Raw genomic sequence first — 18,164 nt, forward strand, 5'->3', positions numbered from 1 at the left:
ATGCACACAGGTTCGACGAGCAGCAGCCCCGCCACCGTCGTCATCCTCGCCGCAGGGATGGGCAGCCGGCTCGGCCGCTCCCTCCCCAAGCCGCTCACGCCGCTCAGCGACGGGCGCACGATCATGCAGCAGCAGTTCGACAACATCCACCACGCCTTCGGCACGAAGGTCCCGGTGAGCATCGTCGTCGGCTACAAGCTCGAGCACATCATCGAGGCCTTCCCCTCGGCGACGTTCGTCTACAACGAGCAGTACGACCAGACCAACACCTCCAAGAGCCTCCTCCGCGCGCTGCAGGCGAGCGGGCAGGGCGGCGTGCTCTGGATGAACGGCGACGTCGTCTTCGACCCGCGCATCCTCGACCGGGCGGCCGCGCTGATCGCGAAGGACGTCTCCTTCGTCACCGTCAACACCTCGAAGGTGTCGGACGAGGAGGTCAAGTACACGACGAGCGCCGAGGGCTTCATCCAGGAGCTCTCCAAGACGGTGCGCGGCGGCCTCGGCGAGGCGGTCGGGATCAACTACGTGTCCGCCTCCGACAAGGCCGCGCTGGTGCGCCAGCTCGCCCGGGTCGACGCCCAGGACTACTTCGAGCGTGGCATAGAGTTGGCGATCGAGCAGGACCGCCTGCTCGTCGAGCCGATGGACATCTCCGACCTCTACGCCGTCGAGGTGGACTTCGCCGAGGACCTCGAGCGCGCGAACCTCTTCGTCTGACGCTCCCGGCTCCTCCCCCGGCTCGAGCGGAGCCGACGGGAGGAGTCGCGCAGTGAGCACGGCCGACACCCTCGCGACCGAGACGGCCCTGCGCCACCGGCGCTCCCGGGCCTGGCGCTACCGCCACTCCCTCTGGCTGCTCACCAGGCGCGACCTCACCGTCCGGTACGCCACGAGCGCGCTCGGCTACGTCTGGTCGGTGCTCGACCCGCTCGTCATGTCGGGCATCTACTTCTTCGTCTTCACCGTCGTCTTCCGGCGGACCGTGGGCGAGGACCCGTACATCGTCTTCCTGCTCGCGGGCCTGCTGCCGTGGATGTGGTTCAACCAGGCGACCTCCGACGCGACCCGCGCGTTCCTCCGCGAGGCGAAGCTGGTGCGGTCGACGTCGATCCCGCGGACCATCTGGGTCGGGCGGATCGTGCTCTCGAAGGGCATCGAGTTCGTGGCGAGCCTGCCGGTGCTGGTGCTCTTCGCCGTGATCGCCGGCGCGCACCTGACCTGGGCGGCGCTGCTGTTCCCCGTGGCGATCCTGCTGCAGGCGGTGCTCACGCTCGGCGTGGGTCTGCTGGTGGCCCCGCTCGTGGTGTTCTTCCGCGATCTGGAGCGGGCCGTGAAGCTCGTGCTCCGGTTCCTCTTCTACGCGTCGCCGATCATCTACTCCACGGCCAACCTGCCGGAGCAGATCCGGCCACTCGCGGCGCTCAACCCGCTCAGCGGGATCTTCGCCCTCTACCGCTCCGCGTTCTTCGAGAGCGAGCTCGACGTCCCGCTCATCCTCGCCTCCGCGGGCCTCTCGGTGCTCGTGCTGGTGCTGGGCCTCGTCGTCTTCCGCCGCTCCGAGCGCGCGGTGCTGAAGGAGCTGTGATGACCGACGCCCCCGTGGTCATCGAGTGCCGCGGCCTCGGTATCCGCTTCCGCCGCAACCGGCGGGGCCGCCGCTCCTTCAAGGACCTCTTCGCCGGCCGCTCCCGCCGCTCGCGGCCCGGCGAGTTCTGGGCGCTGCGCGGGCTCGACGTGCAGGTGCGGGCGGGCGAGGCCATCGGCGTCGTCGGCCGGAACGGTCAGGGCAAGTCGACGCTGCTCAAGCTCGTCGCCGGCGTGGTGCTTCCGGACGAGGGCGCGGTGGAGGTGCGCGGTGGCGTCGCTCCCCTCATCGAGATCACCGGCGGCTTCGTGGCCGACCTGAGCGTCCGCGAGAACGTCTACCTGACCGCGGGTCTCCACGGGATGTCCAAGCGCGAGGTCGACGCGCGCTTCGACTCGATCATCGAGTTCGCCGAGATCGGCGACTTCCTCGACACCCCCTACAAACACCTCTCGAGCGGGATGAAGGTGCGGATCGCCTTCTCCGTCGTGTCGCGGCTCGAGGAGCCGATCATCCTGGTGGACGAGGTGCTCGCGGTCGGCGACAGGGCGTTCCGCGAGAAGTGCTACGCGCGGATCGAGGAGCTGCTCGCCTCCGGCCGCACCCTCTTCTTCGTCTCGCACAACGAGCGCGACCTCCGCCGCTTCTGCACGCGCGGCCTCTACCTGGACAAGGGCCGCCTGGTGCTGGACGCGCCGATCGAGGAGGTGCTCGCGCGTTACGCTGAGGACTACGCGCCGACACCGCGGAGCAGCACGGCGCCGGCCGAGGGCCCGCCCGTCCAGGGCACCGTCTCCGACGACTGACCCCTCCCGCACGCGGCGCCCGAGGACGCAGGAGTGCACGACATGGCCCAGAAGGACCGCAAGCGCGAGCGCGCCGTGGAGAGGGCCGGCGAGGTGGAGCAGGCCGACGGCTCCGAGAACGCGCAGCTGGCGAAGCTGCTCGACCGGCTCCTCGCGGTGCAGCGCCCGGCCGTGCTGGCGAACATCCGCCTGCTGCGGCGCCGCCGTCCCGGGGCGACTCCGGAGCAGATCATCACGTCGCTCGAGCGGCAGTACCTCTCGAGCGTGGCCGCGGGAGGCGCGGCGATCGGGGCGACCGCCGTCGTTCCCGGCATCGGCACGGCCGCCTCGGTGGCTCTCTCCGGCGCGGGAGCCGCAGGGTTCCTGGAGGCGAGCGCGCTCTTCGCGCAGTCGGTGACGGAGGTGCACGGGATCCCGCTCGAGGACCCGGACCGCGCGCGGGCCCTCGTGCTCACGCTGATGATGGGCTCCTCCGGCAGCGAGATGGTGCGCCAGGTGGCCGGGCAGGCCGTCGGCGGGGGCAGCGGCCTCAACCAGTACTGGGGCTCGGTGGTCACGAAGGGCCTGCCGTCCTTCCTCGTGGGCGAGCTGGCGGACCGCGCGAAGAAGTCCTTCGCCAAGCACTTCCTCGCCCAGCAGGGCGCGGGCCTGGTCGGCCGGGCGATGCCGTTCGGGATCGGAGCGGCACTGGGCGGCGTCGGCAACGCGATGCTGGGCCGCAAGGTGATCCAGAGCGCGCGCGACGCGTTCGGGCCGGCACCGCAGGCGTTCGGCAACACCCTCGTGCTCGAGCCGACCCGCGCCGAGCGGAAGGCGCTGGCCGCCGCGCCGGCCGAGCCGCTTGCGCTGTTCGTCCGCGACTACGGCGGGACGGGCGAGCGGACGGCGCTCCTCCTCCACGGCCTCGGCTCCGACTCCCGGATCTGGTACGCCCTGGTCCCGACGCTGCACGAGCACGGCTACCGCGTGGTGGCCCCCGATCTCGCCGGTCACGGCGGCTCGCCGGCGTCGCCCGTGTACTCGCCGGAGCGCTGGGCGTCGGACGTCCGCGCCTCGGTGCTGCAGACCCCCGATCTCGTCATCGGCCACGGCCTCGGCGCCGTCGTCGCCGCCCGGCTCGCCCCGGAGTACGGCGCCGACCGGCTCGTCCTGCTCGACCCCGCGTTCTCGGACGCCCGCGGACTGACGAGCGCGCTCCACCGCGGCGGCTCGGTCGCGCACGTCGAGAAGGGCGACGCCGGCTCCCTCCGCCACCGCCACCCGATCTGGACGGACGAGCAGATCGAGCTCGACGTGTCGGCCCACGCGCTCTGGGAGCAGGACTCCGCCGGCGGGCTGACGGCACGGGGTGCGGCCGAGGCCCCCGAGACGTTCCCCGTGCCGACGCTCGCCGTGATGCCGGAGGACCCGCTGGGCCACGGCTCGCTGGGCGGCGTCCTCGCCGGCCGCGGCGTCGAGGTGCGGACCGTGCCGGGGGGCGGGGCCTCGATCCTCCGTGAGGACCGCGCGGCGCTGATCGCGGCGCTGGAGGACCGGATCTAGCTCAGGATCTGCTCCAGCTCAGGGCCTGCTCCGCGCGCGATGGTCCGGAGCCGTCGGAGGCGTTCGGTCAGCGTTCCCGAGGCCGGCGCCCGGGCCCGACGAGCGGCATCCCGAGCACGGTGCGGACGAGTCCGCCGCCGTCGCGGTCCTCGGCGATCACGCGGAGGCCGGTCTTCTCGGCGACGCGCCTCGAGGCGGCGTTGTCCGGGTGCACGAGCGCCACGAGTCGTCCCGCGAGGCGGTGGGCGAGCGCGAGGTCGCGGCAGGCCGCAGCCGCCTCGGTCGCGTAGCCGCGGCCGTGCAGACCGGCCCGCACGTGGTAGCCGACCTCGAGCTCGATCCCGCCGTCGACGCGCTGCCAGGTCAACCCGCAGTCGCCGACGAACTCGCCGTCGAGGGTCTCGACGATCCACAGCCCGAAGCCGTGCTCGCGGTAGTTGCGCCGGTTCCACTCGATCCAGGCGGCTGCCTGCTCGCGGTCCTTCGGCGCGGGGTAGTACCGCATCACGACCGGGTCGCCGAGCAGGTCCGCCATGTCGGGGAGGTCCTCAGCGGTCATCTCGCGGAAGCGCAGCCGAGCGGTGGCGGCGGGGATCATCGGGTCGGGCTGCTCGGCCTGCGACTGCGGAGACGGCGACCGGGACCGTCGTCGAGCGCTCGATCCATCCGGCCGCCGCCCCGGCCCTACTTCTCCGCCTTGGCGGCGGCCTTCGCGGCCTGCTTGGTGGCGCGGACCTTCGTCAGCGACTCCGGAGAGACGATGTCGGCGACCGAGCGGAAGGCGCCCTCCTCTCCGTAGGCGCCCGCGGCCGAGCGCCAGCCCTCCCCCGAGAATCCGCGCTGCTTGCCGAGAAGGGCGAGGTAGATCCGCGCCTTCTGCTCGCCGAAGCCGGGCAGCGCCTTCAGACGCGCGAGGACCGTGCGGCCGTCGGGCTCGTCCCGCGTCCAGACGGCCGCGGCGTCGCCGTCCCAGTCGTCGACCAGAGCGCGGCAGAGGACCTGCACGCGCCCCGCCATGCTCGCCGGGTAGCGGTGGATCGCGGGCGGAGTCCGGCAGAGCTCCGAGAACGCGTCCTCGTCGAAGCCCGCGATCGACGCGGCGTCGAACGAGGCGCCCTCCGCCTCGAGGCGCTCCTCGATCTTGCGGGGCCCGGAGAAGGCCGTCTCCATCGCGACCTGCTGGTCGAGGAGCATCCCGATCAGCAGGGCCAGCGGGTCGCGGCTGAGCAGCGCGTCGGCGTCGGGGTCGTCGGTGATGTGCAGGGCGGAGTCGCGGGTCATCCTCCAGGGATACCACGGACGGCCCCGGCGGCGAGCGCGCGGACGATCCGGTCGACCAGGTCCAGCGCCGCAGCGAGCTCGAGGTCGCCGACATGGCCGTAGCCGAGGACCAGCGCCTCGGTCGCAGCCCGTCCCGACAGGGCGTACTCGTGCAGAGTGGCGACGAGCAGTCCCTCCCGGAGCAGCGCGGCCGCGACGGCGTGCGCGTTCAGAGGCGCGGGCAGGGAGAGGACGACGTGCAGACCCCCGTCGAGTCCGCTCGCGCGCCCCCACGGCACCGACTCCCCGAAGGCGTGGACCAGCTCACGGCGGTGGGCGTAGCGCCGTCTCGAGCGCGTGAGATGCCTCCGGAACGCCCCGCTCGCCATGAACTGCGCGAGCGCCGCCTGCGTCGGACCCGAGGCGGAGGCGTCCTTCTCGTCGTCGAGGCCGGCCAGCGCCGCGCGCAGCCAGGACGCCCGCGGAACGGCCAGGTAGGCGATGCGGAGCCACGGCGAGACGGTCTTCGAGAACGACCCGACATGGGCGACTCCGCCGCCGGAGTCGAGCGAGGCGAGCGCGGGCAGCGGGGCGCCGACGTAGCGGAACTCGCTGTCGTAGTCGTCCTCCACCACGAGCAGGGGGCCGGCCGACGCGCGGCGCACCAGCTCCAGGCGCTCGGCGAGGGCGAGCCTGCCGCCGGTCGGGTACTGGTGCGACGGAGTGACGACGACCACGTCCGCGCCGGAGCTCGCGAGAGCGTCGAGGTCGATGCCGTCGCCGCGCACAGGGACGCCGACGACCTCGTGCCCGTCGGCGCGCAGGCGGCGCCGGACGGCCGGGTAGCCGGGGTCCTCGACGGCCACGCGCACCTCGCGTCCGAGCGAGGCCGAGGCGGCGCGGGCCAGGAGCGCGACGGCGCCCGCGGTGCCGCTGGTCACCACTACGTCCGACGCCTGCACGTCGACGCCGCGGGACCGGCGCAGCTGCTCGGCGATCTGCTCCCGCAGGGCCGGGTCCCCGGAACCCCGAGGAGGCGCCGAGGGCGGCGAGGCGAGCGCCAGGCGCCAGGCGGCCCGCCACTCCGGGGTGTCGAGGGCGCGGGTGTCCGGCCGGCCCGGCCTCAGGTCCGCCGCGGCGGGCGGGACGACGGTCTCCCGGGACTCCGGCCGCGGCTCCTGCGGCGCCGTCGCCAGCAGTCCGTCGGAGGCGACCGTCACCGCTGCGCGCGGGTGGGCGACGAGGTAGCCCTCCCCCACCAGCTGATCCACCGCGGCGACGACGGAGCCCCGCGAGACGCCGAGCCGCTCGGCGAGCACGCGGCTCGACGGGATCGGATCGCCCGCCCGGTAGCGCCCGTCCAGCACCGCCTGGCGCAGCGCCTCGGCGAGCCCGGCGCGGACCGAGCCGCGCGGCGACGGCCCGAGGAGGAGCGGGATCTCCAGATCGCCCGACGCCATCGACCGCTCCGCTCTGGACCACTCCGATCGCGGCCCAGTGGCATCCTGGCAGATCCAGTCGGCGCGGGACGATTCCGACATGGACAGCCTCCCCGTCACCGACCGCACCCGCGTCTCCCGTCTCCGCGACCGCCAGCGCACCGATCCCGCCGAGCTGCACGCCCTGCTCGACGAGGCGCTCGTCGCCCACGTCGCCGTCGTGCGGGACGGCGCCGCGATCGTGCTGCCGATCCTCTTCGCCCGCGACGGCGACTCCCTCCTGCTGCACGGGTCGAGCGGCGGAGGACTGCTGCGGGAGGCGGCGCGGCACTCGCTCCTCACCGCCTCGGTCACGCTGGTCGATGGACTGGTCGTCGCCCGCTCCACCTTCGACAGCTCGATGAACTACCGCTCGGCGATGGTGATCGGCCGGGCCGAGGCGCTGGAGGGCGAGGAGAAGGCGCGGGCCCTCGATCTGCTGGTGGCACGCCTCCTCCCGGGGCGCGACGAGGAGGTGCGAGCGAGCACCGCCCGCGAGATCGCGGCCACGCTGGTGCTGCGCCTCCCCCTGGCCGAGGCGAGCCTGAAGGTGCGCGCGCACGGAGCCGGCGACGAGCCGGAGGCCGGGGTCTGGGCGGGCGTCGTGCCGCTGGTCACCCGCACGCTCGCGCCGGTGCCGGCGGAGGAGGGCGTCGCGGTCCCGGAGTCGGTCCGCCGCTTCAGCGCTGCGGTCGACGGCGCGGTGCCGCCCTGGCGCTGAGCGGACCGGCCGTCGCGGCGCGGTACGCTACTTGGCGTCCTGACGGGGGAAGACGACCTTCTGCACGACGATGATCACCGAGGCCGCGACCGGGATCGCGACCAGGGCGCCGAGCACGCCCGCGATGGTGCCGCCCGCCACCGCCGCGATCACGACGACCGCACCGGGGACCGAGACGGCCTTGTTCATGATGCGGGGGCTGAGGAGGTACGCCTCGACCTGCATGTAGACGAGGTAGTAGATCGCGGCGACCAGCGCGGTCAGCGGCGAGGCCAGGAGGCAGGCGAGCGAGATGATCACGGCGCCCGAGAGCGTGCCGACCAGCGGGATCAGGGAGCCGAGGAACGCGACGCAGGCCAGCAGCGCCGGCACCGGGGCGCCGATCGAGAGCAGCAGGATGAACGTGAGCACGCCGTTCACGCCGGCGAGCGAGACCTGGCCGACCACGTAGCGGCCCACGGCGCCGGTGATCTCGTCGCCGACCTCGTGCGCCTTCGCGCGGTGCGAGGCGGGGGCGAAGCGGTAGGCGACGGCCTTCATCGAGCGCAGCGACGCGAGGAAGTACAGCGTCAGGATCAGCACGATGACGGCGCCGGTCACGCCGCTGGCGATCCCGGTCCCGACCGCGATCAGTCCGCCGCCGAGCGAGAGCAGGTTGTTGGGGTTGCCGATGAAGCTCTGGACGCTCTCGATCAGCTCGTCGATGTCGATCACGCCGCGCAGCTGCTGCTCGAGGTCGAGCACCCACTGCTGCGAGGCGATGTCGGTGACGATCTGCGGGGCGCTCGTGACGAACATCGTCAGCTGCTCGACCAGGATCGGGATGATGTAGACCAGCAGGCCGGCGAAGATCAGCACCACCGCGGCGAAGACCGCCGTGATCGCGAGCGGCCTCGGCAGGCGCTTGCTCTCGAGCCAGGAGACCAGCGGATCGAGGCCGAGCGCGAAGAACAGCGCCACGAAGATGTAGGTCAGCACCGTGCCCAGCTGCACGACGAGGCCGCCCAGGACGAGCGCCACCAGCACGCCGAGCGCGCCGAACAGGCCGATGCGGAAGGAGCGGATCGTGAAGACCGGCTTCTCCGGGTCGGCGGAGACCACGATGTCCGGCTCGACCGCGGGCTGGGCGGGTGCCGACCGGCGCCGGCGGGAGCGGGCGAAGGCGCGCGGGGTCATCATGGGACGAGCGTAGCGGGGCGCCGGGAGGCCGCCCGGCGACCGGCCCACCCTTGACGCGGCCGTTCGAGCGGTGCTCCCGCCCGCTCAGCCCTCCGGATCGTGGTCGTCGACCGCGCCGTCGCCCCGGTGCAGAGCGGCGTGCCGCTCCCACTCGGTGAGCAGGTGCTCGATCGCCTCGTGGAAGCGCCGCGTGGCCGCTCCGGGCGACGTGTCGCCGAAGTAGCGGTGCACCCAGCGCTCCAGCCGCTCGACCGACTCCGGATCGTGCTCGGCGCTGTCGATCCGCGCGATGATCGCGGAGGCGTCCTCGGCGTGCAGCCACTCCGCGTCGCCGAGGTAGCCGCTCTCGTCGACCTCGGCCTCGGCGCTGACGGGCCGGGTGACCAGCAGCGGGCGCCCCGTGGCCAGCCGGTCGTAGACCATCGCCGACACGTCGAGGATCGCGAGGTCGGCGGCGGCGAGCTGCCAGCCGAGCTCGGCGCCGGTGTCGTGCACGTGACCGGCGCGCGGATCGGCCGCGTTGGCGGCGGCGATCATCGCGACGATCGTCCGGTCGGCCGCGGCGTAGTCGGAGTCGACCGCGCCGCTGCGGGGATGCGGGCGGTAGACGAGCCGGAACCGCGGGTCGGCCAGGAGCCCGCGCACGAGGGCTGTGCCGTGGCTCCGGATCGAGCCGTAGCCCGCGGCGGGGCGGTCGCCCTCCCAGGTCGGCGCGTAGAGCACCACGCGGCGCTCGTCGGGCGTGAACGGCACGGCGCCGGCGAAGTGGTCCGCCTGAGGACGGCCGATGGCGAGGGCGCGCCTGTCGAAGTCGTAGTCCCAGAGCACGCGGCGCAGCCGGGCGAGGGCGGCGTCCCCGGCGATCATGCTGTAGTCGTACGCCTTGAACTGGTTCGTCGTCATGTACATCTTGTCGCTCTCGCCGTGGTTGACGAAGACGTGCCAGCGGCGCCCGTAGCGCATCATCTGGAAGTTGCGGGCGTTCTGGTTGACGTAGAGCACGATCCGCAGCGGCTGGCTCGCGATGGTGCTCTCGAGGTCGGCGACGGAGCGGACGTAGGCGACGGGGACCGGGCTCTCGCGCAGCAGCACCTCCGCGGCGCCGGCGTTGCGGCTGAGCAGCACGACCGGGTGCGTCTCCGCCAGCTCGGCCAGCGGCCGGTACCACTGCCGCAGCTGGTACAGGTTGATGTCGCCGTCGGCGAAGTAGACGCCGACCTCGAACCGGCCCTCGGGCAGCGGCCCGCGCTCCGCGAGCAGCCGGGTCACCGCGTGGCGGGCCCGGCGAGCCGCGAGCAGCTCGCCGCCCACCTTGCGCGCGAGTCGCGCGTCGGTGCGGAGGCGGGCGATCAGGGCACGGGGAGCGGGAGTCATCCGCCCCAGGGTACCGGCGACGGCCCCCGCGCCGGGGGCGTCGCGCGGGCCGATCAGGCCGGGGTCACCCTCAGCCAGACGAACTGCAGCGGAGCGAGACGGAAGCCCTCGCGCAGGTCGACCGCGATCTCGGTGACCAGGTCGACCGCCTCCGCGGCGAACCCGCCGAACCGCTCGGCCGCGACCTCCTGGACCTCGTCCGACACGTTCGCGAGCACGAGCACCGACTCCCCGTCGCCGGGGCGCTGGTAGCCGAGCACGTGGTCGTTGACCGGGTCGAAGACGCTCAGCTCGGTGCCCGCGAACATCGGCACGGCCTTGCGCACGGCGATGAGGTGCAGCAGCCCGCCGAAGACCTCGCTCGCGGCCGTTCCCGGGACCTCGCGCTCGTCGTAGCGCTCCACGGGGCGGCGGGGCCGGTTCACCCAGCGCGAGTCGCCGGCCGTCGTCGGGTCGTCGAGGTAGCCGTGGTCGTTGAGCTGGCCGACCTCGTCGCCGAGGTAGAGCAGCGGCAGCCCGCCGGTGCTCAGGGCGATCGAGTGCGCGAGCAGCACGCGGTCGATCCCGTAGGCGTCGCCCGCCTCCACTCCGGCGAGGGACGCGGTGGTGCCCGAGACGCGGCGGTCGCCGGTGCGCGGATTCTCCTGGAACGGCACTCCGCGGGCGAACGTGCCGTCGAACCGGTCCGTGTAGAAGTCGTTGAGGAACCGGCGGTGGCCGGCCGCGTCGATCCCGAGCTCGGCGGCGTCCTCGTCGGCGAAGGTCCAGCCGATGTCGTCGTGCCCGCGCACGTAGTTGACCCAGGCCGTGCCCTCGGGGAGGGCGTGCCGGCGCTCGAGGGCCTGCGAGAGGAGACGGACGTCGCGGGTGGCGAGCGCCTCCCAGGTGAGCGCCATCTGCAGCGGGTTGTACGAGAGCTGGCACTCCTCGACGTCGATGTACTCGATCACCTCGTCGGGGTGCACGATCGCCTCGGACTTGAACAGCAGCGCCGGAGCGGCCAGGCGGCAGACCTCGTTGAACGCGCGCAGCAGCAGGTGCGCCTGCGGCTGCGACTCGCACGTGGTGCCGAGCTCCTTCCAGATGAACGCGACCGCGTCCATCCGCAGGGCGTCGACGCCCTGATTGGCGAGGAAGAGCATCTCTCCCGCCATCGCCCGGAACACCTCGGGGTTGGAGTAGTTGAGGTCCCACTGGTAGCGGTGGAACGTGGCCCAGACCCAGCGCCCGTCCTCCAGCTGCACGAAGGAGCCGGGATGGTCGTCCGGGAAGATCTCGCGCGTCGTGCGCTCGAAGGCGTCGGGCTGCTCCCGGTCCGGGTAGATCCAGTAGTAGTCCTCGAAGCGCTGCTCGCCGGCGAGCGCGCGCTGCGCCCACTCGTGCTCGTTCGAGGTGTGGTTGAAGACGAAGTCGACCACGAGTGCGATGCCCTGCTCACGCAGCTCGGAGGCCAGCCCGCGGAGCTGCTCCATGTCGCCGAGGTCCGGCCGCACGCGCCGGTAGCTCGAGACCGCGTAGCCCCCGTCCGACTCGCCCTCGGGCGCATCGAAGAGCGGCATAAGGTGCAGGTAGTTCAGGCCGATCTCGCGGAGGTACGGGATCTCGGCGCGCAGCCCCTCGAGGTCGCCCGCGTAGCGGTCGACGTAGCAGACCCCGCCCAGAGCCTTGTTCGAGAGGAACCAGGTCGAGTGCTGCTCGCGGGCGCGGTCGAGCGCGCGGAGCTCCTCGGGCCGCTCCTCCCAGGAGGCGGCGGCGAGCTCGACGATCGCGACGAGCTGGTCCTCGAGGTCGTCGCGGCCGGCGTACACCGTGGCGAGCAGATCGACCAGGCGCGGGAGGTGCTCGTCGAGGCGGCCGGAGAACTCGTCGTCGACGGCGCCGAGGCGCTCGCGGACCGTCGTGAGGAGGTCCGGTCCGGCAGGGGTCGCCTCCGCCTCGGCGCGCTCGGGCGGGGAGAGCTGGGTCGAATCGAACACCGTCGTCCTTTCGGGGGCCCCGGCGGGGGCGGATTCCCCGATGCTAGACGATCGGCGGACGCCCGGCGAATGCCATCCGGAGCACCGTGCGGGCCGAGAGGACGCGCCGGCCGCCCGGATCCGAGCGCCATCCCTCCCGCCAGCCGGCGAACCAGGCGCGCAGGGCGGCCGGGTCGCGACGCCAGCGGAGGCACTGGATCGCGGTCCAGGACCCCACGTAGACGAGCGCCAGAGGTGCGGCGAGATTGCGGCGGGCGAGCCAGACGCGGTTGCGCGCGTTCAGCCGGTAGTAGTCGGCGTGACGGGTCGGCTGGATGACCGGGTGCTGGGCGACGAGCTCTCCCGCGTACCAGGCGGTGCGACCCGTGTCCCAGACCCGCCAGGCCAGCTCGACGCCCTCGTGGGCGTAGAAGAACGGAGCCGCCCAGCCGCCCGTCCGGGCGAACACGTCGCGCCGCAGCACGACCGCTCCCTCCCAGACCGAGAAGACGGGGCCGGAGCGGCGGGGGTCGCCCTTGAGGATCCGCGGGATCCAGCGCCGCGGGCTCGGCGTGCCGTCCGTGCTGTCGACGCGGGGCTGCACCAGGCCGATGCGGCGGTTCGAGGCGAGCAGCGCGACCGCGTCGACGAGGAAGCGGGGGGACGGGATCCGGGCGTCGTCGTCGAGGAAGAAGAGGTACTCCCCCGCGACGGCGTCGACTCCGGCGTTCCGGCCCGCCGGGATGCCGAGGTTCTCGGGGAGCGCCAGGGCGCGCACTCCCTCGGGCAGGCCGTCCGGCTCCCAGCCGTTGCCGACGCAGACGACGTCCAGCTCGACGCCCTCCTGCGCGATGACGCCGGCCAGCCCCGCGGCGAGGTCGTCGGGCCGGGTCCCCTGCGTCAGGACGACGACGCCGACCCGCGGCTCAGGAGCGGACACGCTTGGACGCCATGATCGCGACGAAGTGGCCGACCAGGGCGAGGAGGGCGAGCGGCAGCAGCGCCCCGACGAGGACCCGGTCGGCCGTGCCCGCTCCGACGACGAGGCCCACGAGGGCGGTCGCGAAGGCCAGCATCGTCAGCTCGACGGAGTGGTAGAGGCGGTGGAAGGGCAGGAAGCGGGCCGCGCGGCGAAGCCCCGCCAGCCCGGACGAGGACGGCACCGCCTCGCCCTTCGTGTCCGCCAGCTTCGTGAGACCGGCGTTCGCGCGCGCCACGTGCACCATGTCGTTGAGCGCCTTGTTGAGGACGATCACCAGCGCCAGGGCGAAGCCGATCGTGGTCCAGAGGAAGTCCGCCGGCGCCTCGAACGGGACGCCCGCCGCCCGCAGCCCGAGCGCGATCGGGATCAGCGCCTCGGTCGTGTAGTGCCCGACCTTGTCGAGGAACACGCCCGCCGGCGAGGACGTGCGGCGCCAGCGCGCGACCTCGCCGTCGCAGCAGTCCACCAGCATCTGCAGCTGGCCGAGGAGCAGCGCCAGCGCCGCTCCGGCGATCCCCGGGATCAGGAGGGCTGCCGCCGCGCTCCAGCCGACCAGGATCATCAGCCCGGTGACGCCGTTCGCCGAGATCGAGGTCTTCAGCAGCAGCCAGGTCAGGTAGGGCGAGAAGCGGCGCAGGTAGAGCGACGCCGTCCAGTGCTCGGCGTTGCGGCGCCCGCGCACCTCCGGGGGCTGCGCGACGGCGCGCAGCTCGGCGATGGAGCGGGGTCTCGTCGTCGTGGTCATGCGCCCCTCGGCGAGTCGGACCGCGGCTGGTGGCGGTGGGCGGAGATGTTGCTGGTCAGCCCGGCGAAGCCGAGCACGAAGCCGGTCCCCCAGGCCACGTGGACCGCCGGGATGACCACGGCGAACCACAGCATCGCACGCGCGCCGTCCGGCCGCGCGACCACGAGAGTGGCCGCTGCCACCAGGAGGAGGTAGGCGGCGGGCACCGCGAACCCGAGCAGGAGCCAGGGCGCGGCTCCGGCGAGCGCCTGGACGACTCCCGCCAGCCCGACGAGCAGCCCGATGGCGAGCATGGCGACGAGCACGGGCGGAGCGAAGTAGCGCAGCGACCGCGAGGCCGGGAACATCCGGGTGAGCTCGCCGCGCCACATCCCGGTCGAGAGGAACTGCCGGAGCAGCGCGCGCATCGAGGGTCGCGGCCGGTAGGTGACGGTGAGGCGCGGAGTGAACCAGACGACCTCGCCGCGCTCGCGCAGCCGCCGGTTCAGCTCCCAGTCCTGCCCGCGCTTGAAGCGCTCGTCGAACAGGCCGGCGCGCTCGAGGGCGGAGCGGCGGAAGACGCCGAGGTACACCGTGTCGGCCGGGCCCTCCTCGCCTCCCACGTGGTGGGGCGTGCCGCCCAGCCCGATGCGGGAGCCGTAGGCCCGGGCGACCGCGCGCTGGAACGGGGTGAGGCCCTCCGCCGCCATCACTCCGCCGACGTTCGCCGCTCCGGAGCGCTGCAGCGCCTCGACCGCCGTGCGCGCGTACTCGGGCGGCAGGACGGAGTGCGCGTCGACCCGGACGACGACCGGGTGGCGCGAGGCGCGGATCGCGGCGTTGAGGCCCGCAGGAGTGGAGCCGACCTCGTTCGGCACGACGCGGATCCGCGGGTCGGCCGCGCTCAGCTCAGCGACGAGCTGCTCCGTGCCGTCGATGCTCGGGGCGACGGCGAGGACGACGTCGAAGGGGCCGGTGTAGTCCTGATGCAGCAGCGAGTCGACCGCGGCGCGCACGTGGGCGACCTCGTTGAGGACGGGCATGACGTAGGAGACGCCGGGCAGGTCGGAGAGGTCGTCTTCCGGGATCTCGTGCTGCATGGGTCCAGTTCGTGCGGGAGGAGCGCGGGCGCAGGGATCCACCACCCTACCAGCGGGGAGCGCCGCGCCCCGGGCCGGGCCCGGACGCGGAACAGCCCCCCGGGGACGGATCCTCGAGGGGCTGTGCGCGGTGGCGGAGCACAGCCCCCCGGGAACGGATCCTCGAGGGGCTGTGCGCGGCGGCGGAGGGTCAGCCGGCGGCCATCTGGCCGAGCGTCGCCTTCGCCTGGTAGCTCTGGCCGTTGCGGACGTAGGTCAGCTCGACCGCGGCGTTCGCGGCCTGCGCGCGGACCTGCGCGGTGAGGTCGGACGCGCTCGTGATCGGAGTGCTGTCGATCGCGGTGATGATGTCGCCCTTGGCGAGACCTGCCGCCTGCGCGGCACCCCCTCCGGAGACCTCCTCGATGCGGGCGCCGAGGACGTCCGCGGTCGAGTCGGAGACGCTCGCGCCGAGCAGGCCGTGCGAGGCGGAGCCGTTCGCGATGATCTCCTTCGCGATGCGCTCGGCGATCGCGCTGGGGATCGCGAATCCGACTCCGATGTTGCCGGACTGGCCGCTCGAGGACGACTGGCCGGCGCTCGCGATCGCGACGTTCACGCCGATCAGCTCGCCGTCGCTGTCGAGCAGCGCGCCACCGGAGTTGCCCGGGTTGATCGCCGCGTCGGTCTGGATGACGGGCAGCGAGATGGTGCTCTTCGCCTGGGTCGGCGCCTGCTGGCCTGGGATGTCGAAGTTGAACGGGCTCTCGGTGCCGCCGCTCGAGCTGTCGCCCGAGTCGTCCGGAGCCGCCGAGGAGGCGACCTGGATGCTGCGGTTGAGCGCGCTGACGATGCCGTCGGTCACGGTTCCGGAGAGGCCGAGCGGGGCGCCGATGGCGACCGCCGTGTCGCCGACGTTGATCTTGGTGGAGTCCGCGAACGTCATCGGGCTGAGGTCGGTCGCGCCGGTCAGCTTGATGACGGCGAGGTCAAGGGTCGGGTCGGTGCCGACGACGGTCGCGTCGAAGATCCGGCCGTCGCTGGTCGTGACCGAGACGGCGCCGTTCGCGATCTCGCCGTCGAGGGTGACCACGTGGGTGTTGGTCAGGACGTAGCCGTCCTTCGAGAGCACGATGCCGGAGCCGGTGCCGGCGGACGAGCTGCCGCTCACCGCGATGGTGACGACGCTCGGAGTGGCCTTGGCGGCGACCGCGGTGGCGGTCGTCGCGTCCTCGGCGTTGTTGACCGTGATCGTCTGCGAGCCGCCGGCGGAGACCACGCGGGTCCCGCCGCCGTTGGAGGCGGACCAGAGGCCGAACACGCCGGCTCCCGCGACTCCGCCCACGACCGCGCCGATGGCGAGCGCCGCGACGACGCCCACTCCGGCTCGGCGCTTCGTGGCGGTGGGGGCGGGGGTGTACTCGGCGCCCGGGCCGAAGGGGCTCGAGGAGGGCGGCTCCTCGGAGCCGTGCAGGGTGTTCGCGGCGGGCGGCGCGTACTGCCCGTAGCGGGCGGGCTGGGAGACGGGCTGCGCCTCGTTGCCGGCCGTCGCGTTCGGCGTGTACGGCGGCTGGGGGGGCGAGGAGGAGGGGTAGGGGACGGTCGGGTTCTCGCTCTCGCGGTGCGCTCCGCCCCGGTGGATCGGCTCGGTGGGCCCGGTGGTCGAGGACGACGCTCCGGAGCTCTCGCCGGGGGTGCGCTCGGTCGCCTCTCGGGCGCCGGACTCCGTCGGCGTGGTGGGTTCCTCCGGCTGACGAGGACCCTCGTGACTCTCGGTCATGGGTGCTGCTCCTTCCAAGCGGGGATAGCTTGGCGATCGTACCTGGGGGTTTCTTATGACGGGCCTGCGAGCGGGAAATGAAACCGGCCGGACTGCTCGAGCGGGCACACTGGGCACGTGAGCATTCCCGGATCCTGGTCCCGCGCCGCGGCGGGCGCCGGCCTCCTCGGCCCCGGCGGCGAGGTCGCCGCCACCGTCTTCAGCGAGATGAGCGCGCTCGCCCTGCGCACCGGAGCGGTGAACCTCGGCCAGGGCTTCCCGGACGAGGACGGCCCGCGCGAGATCCTCGACGCCGCGCGCGACGCCATCGCGTCGGGGGTCAACCAGTACCCGCCGGGTCCCGGCTTCCCCGTCCTGCGCGAGGCGATCGCCGCGCACCGGCAGCGCTTCTCCGGGATCGCCCTCGACCCCGACGGCGAGGTCCTCGTCACCACGGGCGCCACCGAGGCCCTGGCCGCGGCTCTGCTGGGCCTGCTCGAGCCGGGCGACGAGGTCGTCACCTTCACGCCCCACTACGACGCCTACGGAGCCCTGATCGCCCTGGCAGGAGGGGTGCACCGCACCGTGCTCCTGCGCGGCCCCTCCTTCGCGGTCGACCACGACGAGCTGACCGCCGCAGTGAGCGACCGCACGCGCGTCATCCTGGTGAACGACCCGCACAACCCGACCGGTGCCGTCCTCCCGGCCGAGACCCGCGAGCTGATCGTGCGGCTCGCCGAGCGGCACGACGCCGTGATCCTGACGGACGAGGTCTACGAGCACCTGCGCTTCGACACCCCGCACGTCCCGCTGGCCTCCCTTCCCGGAGCCTTCGAGCGGACGCTGTCCGTCTCCTCGGCGGGCAAGACCTTCAGCACCACGGGCTGGAAGATCGGCTGGGTGACAGGCCCGCGCGAGCTGATCACGGCCGTCCTCGCCGTGAAGCAGTTCCTCACCTACGTCAGCGGCTCGCCGTTCCAGGGGGCCGTCGCCCTCGGGCTCGGGCTCCCGGACGCCTTCTTCACCGGCGCGGCGCAGACTCTTGCGGCCAAGAAGGACCTGCTGTCGGCGGGCCTGGCTGCTGCGGGCTTCGGCGTCGCGCCCTCCTCGGGCGGCTACTTCGTCGTCGCGGACGCGGCACCGCTCGGCTACGACGACGGGGTCGAGCTCTGCCGGGCGCTCCCGGATCTCGCGGGAGTGGTGGCGGTGCCCGTGTCGGCGTTCTGCCGCCCCGAGGACGCCGCTCCCTACCGCTCGCTCGTCCGCTTCGCCTTCTGCAAGCGGTTCGAGGTGCTGGAGACCGCGGTCGCGGGCCTCGCCCGCATGGCGCGCTGAGGAGCCGGCCTCAGCGGATTCGGTCGCATGCCCGGCGCCGTCGGCCCGGGGTCGGCGGTCAGAGCGGCAGCACCCGGAAGCGCCGCAGCGCCAGAGCGGGGTTCTTCGCGCGCGCCGCGTCGATCCGCTCGCGCGAGACCCAGGCGACGGCGACATCCTCGACCTCGCCGAGGGTGACGGTCTCGACGCCCATCGGATCGACGATCATGCTCGTGCCGACCCCGATCGGCGGGGTCTGGTCGGCTGCGACGAGGTACACCGTGTTCTCGAGCGCGCGGGCGGTGACCAGCGTCCGCCAGTGCGCCTCCTTGAGCGGGCCGCGCACCCACTCGGCCGGTGCCGCGATGACGTCGACCCCGGCGTCGACCAGCCAGCGGCTGACCTC

17 protein-coding genes are annotated in these 18,164 nt (G+C 73.3%); 6 read left to right on the top strand and 11 right to left on the bottom strand.

All coding sequences use genetic code 11. The features are described 5' to 3' along the window. From C5C74_RS11220 to C5C74_RS11235, 4 genes are read left to right on the top strand one after another with little or no spacing between them, the layout of a single operon-like run. Positions 1–717, top strand: coding sequence for an NTP transferase domain-containing protein (locus tag C5C74_RS11220; protein WP_104226983.1), 717 nt, complete (start codon positions 1–3; stop codon positions 715–717). A gap of 52 nt (positions 718–769) precedes the next feature. After that, positions 770–1,585 (top strand): ABC transporter permease, encoded by an 816-nt coding sequence (locus C5C74_RS11225; protein ID WP_374953521.1) that lies wholly within the window; start codon positions 770–772, stop codon positions 1,583–1,585. After that, complete coding sequence (locus tag C5C74_RS11230) at positions 1,585–2,391, top strand: ABC transporter ATP-binding protein (RefSeq protein ID WP_104250130.1); 807 nt, start codon at positions 1,585–1,587, stop codon at positions 2,389–2,391. Before C5C74_RS11225 ends, C5C74_RS11230 begins: the two co-directional genes overlap by 1 nt. Before the next feature lie 42 nt (positions 2,392–2,433). After that, entirely contained in the window at positions 2,434–3,933 is a 1,500-nt protein-coding gene (locus tag C5C74_RS11235) for an alpha/beta hydrolase (protein WP_104351554.1), read from the top strand. 67 nt (positions 3,934–4,000) lie between these two features. Here the strand turns inward: C5C74_RS11235 and C5C74_RS11240 are convergent, their stop codons facing one another. The 3 genes from C5C74_RS11240 to C5C74_RS11250 form a co-directional block, all read right to left on the bottom strand. Further along, positions 4,001–4,531 (bottom strand): GNAT family N-acetyltransferase, encoded by a 531-nt coding sequence (locus C5C74_RS11240; RefSeq protein WP_104226961.1) that lies wholly within the window; start codon positions 4,529–4,531, stop codon positions 4,001–4,003. Positions 4,532–4,617: 86 nt separating this feature from the next. Further along, positions 4,618–5,214, bottom strand: coding sequence for an HhH-GPD-type base excision DNA repair protein (locus C5C74_RS11245; protein ID WP_104351555.1), 597 nt, complete (start codon positions 5,212–5,214; stop codon positions 4,618–4,620). Next, entirely contained in the window at positions 5,211–6,653 is a 1,443-nt protein-coding gene (locus tag C5C74_RS11250; RefSeq protein WP_181134693.1) for a PLP-dependent aminotransferase family protein, read from the bottom strand. The genes C5C74_RS11245 and C5C74_RS11250 overlap by 4 nt, the downstream gene beginning before the upstream one ends. Before the next feature lie 79 nt (positions 6,654–6,732). Here C5C74_RS11250 and C5C74_RS11255 point away from each other — a divergent pair, with 79 nt between their 5' ends. Beyond that, positions 6,733–7,392, top strand: a complete 660-nt coding sequence (locus C5C74_RS11255) for a pyridoxamine 5'-phosphate oxidase family protein (protein WP_104226958.1) — start codon at positions 6,733–6,735, stop codon at positions 7,390–7,392. A 27-nt stretch (positions 7,393–7,419) separates the two neighbouring features. Here C5C74_RS11255 and C5C74_RS11260 read toward each other — a convergent pair whose 3' ends face one another. The 7 genes from C5C74_RS11260 to C5C74_RS11290 all read right to left on the bottom strand — a co-directional run bounded on the left by C5C74_RS11260 (position 7,420) and on the right by C5C74_RS11290 (position 16,465). Further along, positions 7,420–8,571: an AI-2E family transporter gene (locus C5C74_RS11260; RefSeq protein WP_244229611.1), complete on the bottom strand. Its 1,152-nt coding sequence runs from the start codon at positions 8,569–8,571 to the stop codon at positions 7,420–7,422. An 84-nt stretch (positions 8,572–8,655) separates the two neighbouring features. After that, a complete protein-coding gene (locus C5C74_RS11265; protein ID WP_258064153.1) occupies positions 8,656–9,945 on the bottom strand; it encodes a hypothetical protein in 1,290 nt (429 codons plus the stop codon). A 53-nt stretch (positions 9,946–9,998) separates the two neighbouring features. Next, on the bottom strand, positions 9,999–11,921 hold the full coding sequence (locus C5C74_RS11270) for an amylosucrase (protein ID WP_104351557.1): 1,923 nt from the start codon (positions 11,919–11,921) through the stop codon (positions 9,999–10,001). A gap of 43 nt (positions 11,922–11,964) precedes the next feature. Beyond that, positions 11,965–12,840, bottom strand: a complete 876-nt coding sequence (locus C5C74_RS11275) for a glycosyltransferase family 2 protein (protein WP_104351558.1) — start codon at positions 12,838–12,840, stop codon at positions 11,965–11,967. Next, positions 12,827–13,627, bottom strand: coding sequence for a CDP-alcohol phosphatidyltransferase family protein (locus C5C74_RS11280; protein ID WP_104223579.1), 801 nt, complete (start codon positions 13,625–13,627; stop codon positions 12,827–12,829). Before C5C74_RS11280 ends, C5C74_RS11275 begins: the two co-directional genes overlap by 14 nt. Continuing rightward, positions 13,624–14,706: a glycosyltransferase family 2 protein gene (locus tag C5C74_RS11285; RefSeq protein ID WP_181027226.1), complete on the bottom strand. Its 1,083-nt coding sequence runs from the start codon at positions 14,704–14,706 to the stop codon at positions 13,624–13,626. Before C5C74_RS11285 ends, C5C74_RS11280 begins: the two co-directional genes overlap by 4 nt. A 190-nt stretch (positions 14,707–14,896) precedes the next feature. Then, positions 14,897–16,465, bottom strand: a complete 1,569-nt coding sequence (locus C5C74_RS11290) for a S1C family serine protease (protein ID WP_104351559.1) — start codon at positions 16,463–16,465, stop codon at positions 14,897–14,899. A 117-nt stretch (positions 16,466–16,582) separates the two neighbouring features. Here C5C74_RS11290 and C5C74_RS11295 point away from each other — a divergent pair, with 117 nt between their 5' ends. Beyond that, positions 16,583–17,779 carry an aminotransferase class I/II-fold pyridoxal phosphate-dependent enzyme gene (locus tag C5C74_RS11295; protein ID WP_104351560.1) on the top strand — a complete coding sequence of 399 codons (1,197 nt, stop codon included), beginning with the start codon at positions 16,583–16,585 and terminating at the stop codon, positions 17,777–17,779. 58 nt (positions 17,780–17,837) lie between these two features. Here C5C74_RS11295 and C5C74_RS11300 read toward each other — a convergent pair. Next, on the bottom strand, positions 17,838–18,164 hold a 327-nt coding region (locus C5C74_RS11300; RefSeq protein WP_308471010.1), incomplete at its 5' end, for a nitrilase-related carbon-nitrogen hydrolase.

The sequence above is a fragment of the Rathayibacter sp. AY1E8 genome (assembly GCF_002931415.1).
Classification (GTDB): Bacteria; Actinomycetota; Actinomycetes; order Actinomycetales; family Microbacteriaceae; genus Rathayibacter.

Bases quoted from the DNA above. Each gene is read 5' to 3' on its own strand.
- C5C74_RS11240 (WP_104226961.1), bottom strand. From the start codon at position 4,531: ATGATCCCCGCCGCCACCGCTCGGCTGCGCTTCCGCGAGATGACCGCT.
- C5C74_RS11230 (WP_104250130.1), top strand. From the start codon at position 1,585: ATGACCGACGCCCCCGTGGTCATCGAGTGCCGCGGCCTCGGTATCCGC.
- C5C74_RS11290 (WP_104351559.1), bottom strand. From the start codon at position 16,465: ATGACCGAGAGTCACGAGGGTCCTCGTCAGCCGGAGGAACCCACCACG.
- C5C74_RS11245 (WP_104351555.1), bottom strand. From the start codon at position 5,214: ATGACCCGCGACTCCGCCCTGCACATCACCGACGACCCCGACGCCGAC.
- C5C74_RS11285 (WP_181027226.1), bottom strand. From the start codon at position 14,706: ATGCAGCACGAGATCCCGGAAGACGACCTCTCCGACCTGCCCGGCGTC.
- C5C74_RS11260 (WP_244229611.1), bottom strand. From the start codon at position 8,571: ATGATGACCCCGCGCGCCTTCGCCCGCTCCCGCCGGCGCCGGTCGGCA.
- C5C74_RS11250 (WP_181134693.1), bottom strand. From the start codon at position 6,653: ATGGCGTCGGGCGATCTGGAGATCCCGCTCCTCCTCGGGCCGTCGCCG.
- C5C74_RS11265 (WP_258064153.1), bottom strand. From the start codon at position 9,945: ATGACTCCCGCTCCCCGTGCCCTGATCGCCCGCCTCCGCACCGACGCG.
- C5C74_RS11255 (WP_104226958.1), top strand. From the start codon at position 6,733: ATGGACAGCCTCCCCGTCACCGACCGCACCCGCGTCTCCCGTCTCCGC.
- C5C74_RS11235 (WP_104351554.1), top strand. From the start codon at position 2,434: ATGGCCCAGAAGGACCGCAAGCGCGAGCGCGCCGTGGAGAGGGCCGGC.
- C5C74_RS11220 (WP_104226983.1), top strand. From the start codon at position 1: ATGCACACAGGTTCGACGAGCAGCAGCCCCGCCACCGTCGTCATCCTC.
- C5C74_RS11280 (WP_104223579.1), bottom strand. From the start codon at position 13,627: ATGACCACGACGACGAGACCCCGCTCCATCGCCGAGCTGCGCGCCGTC.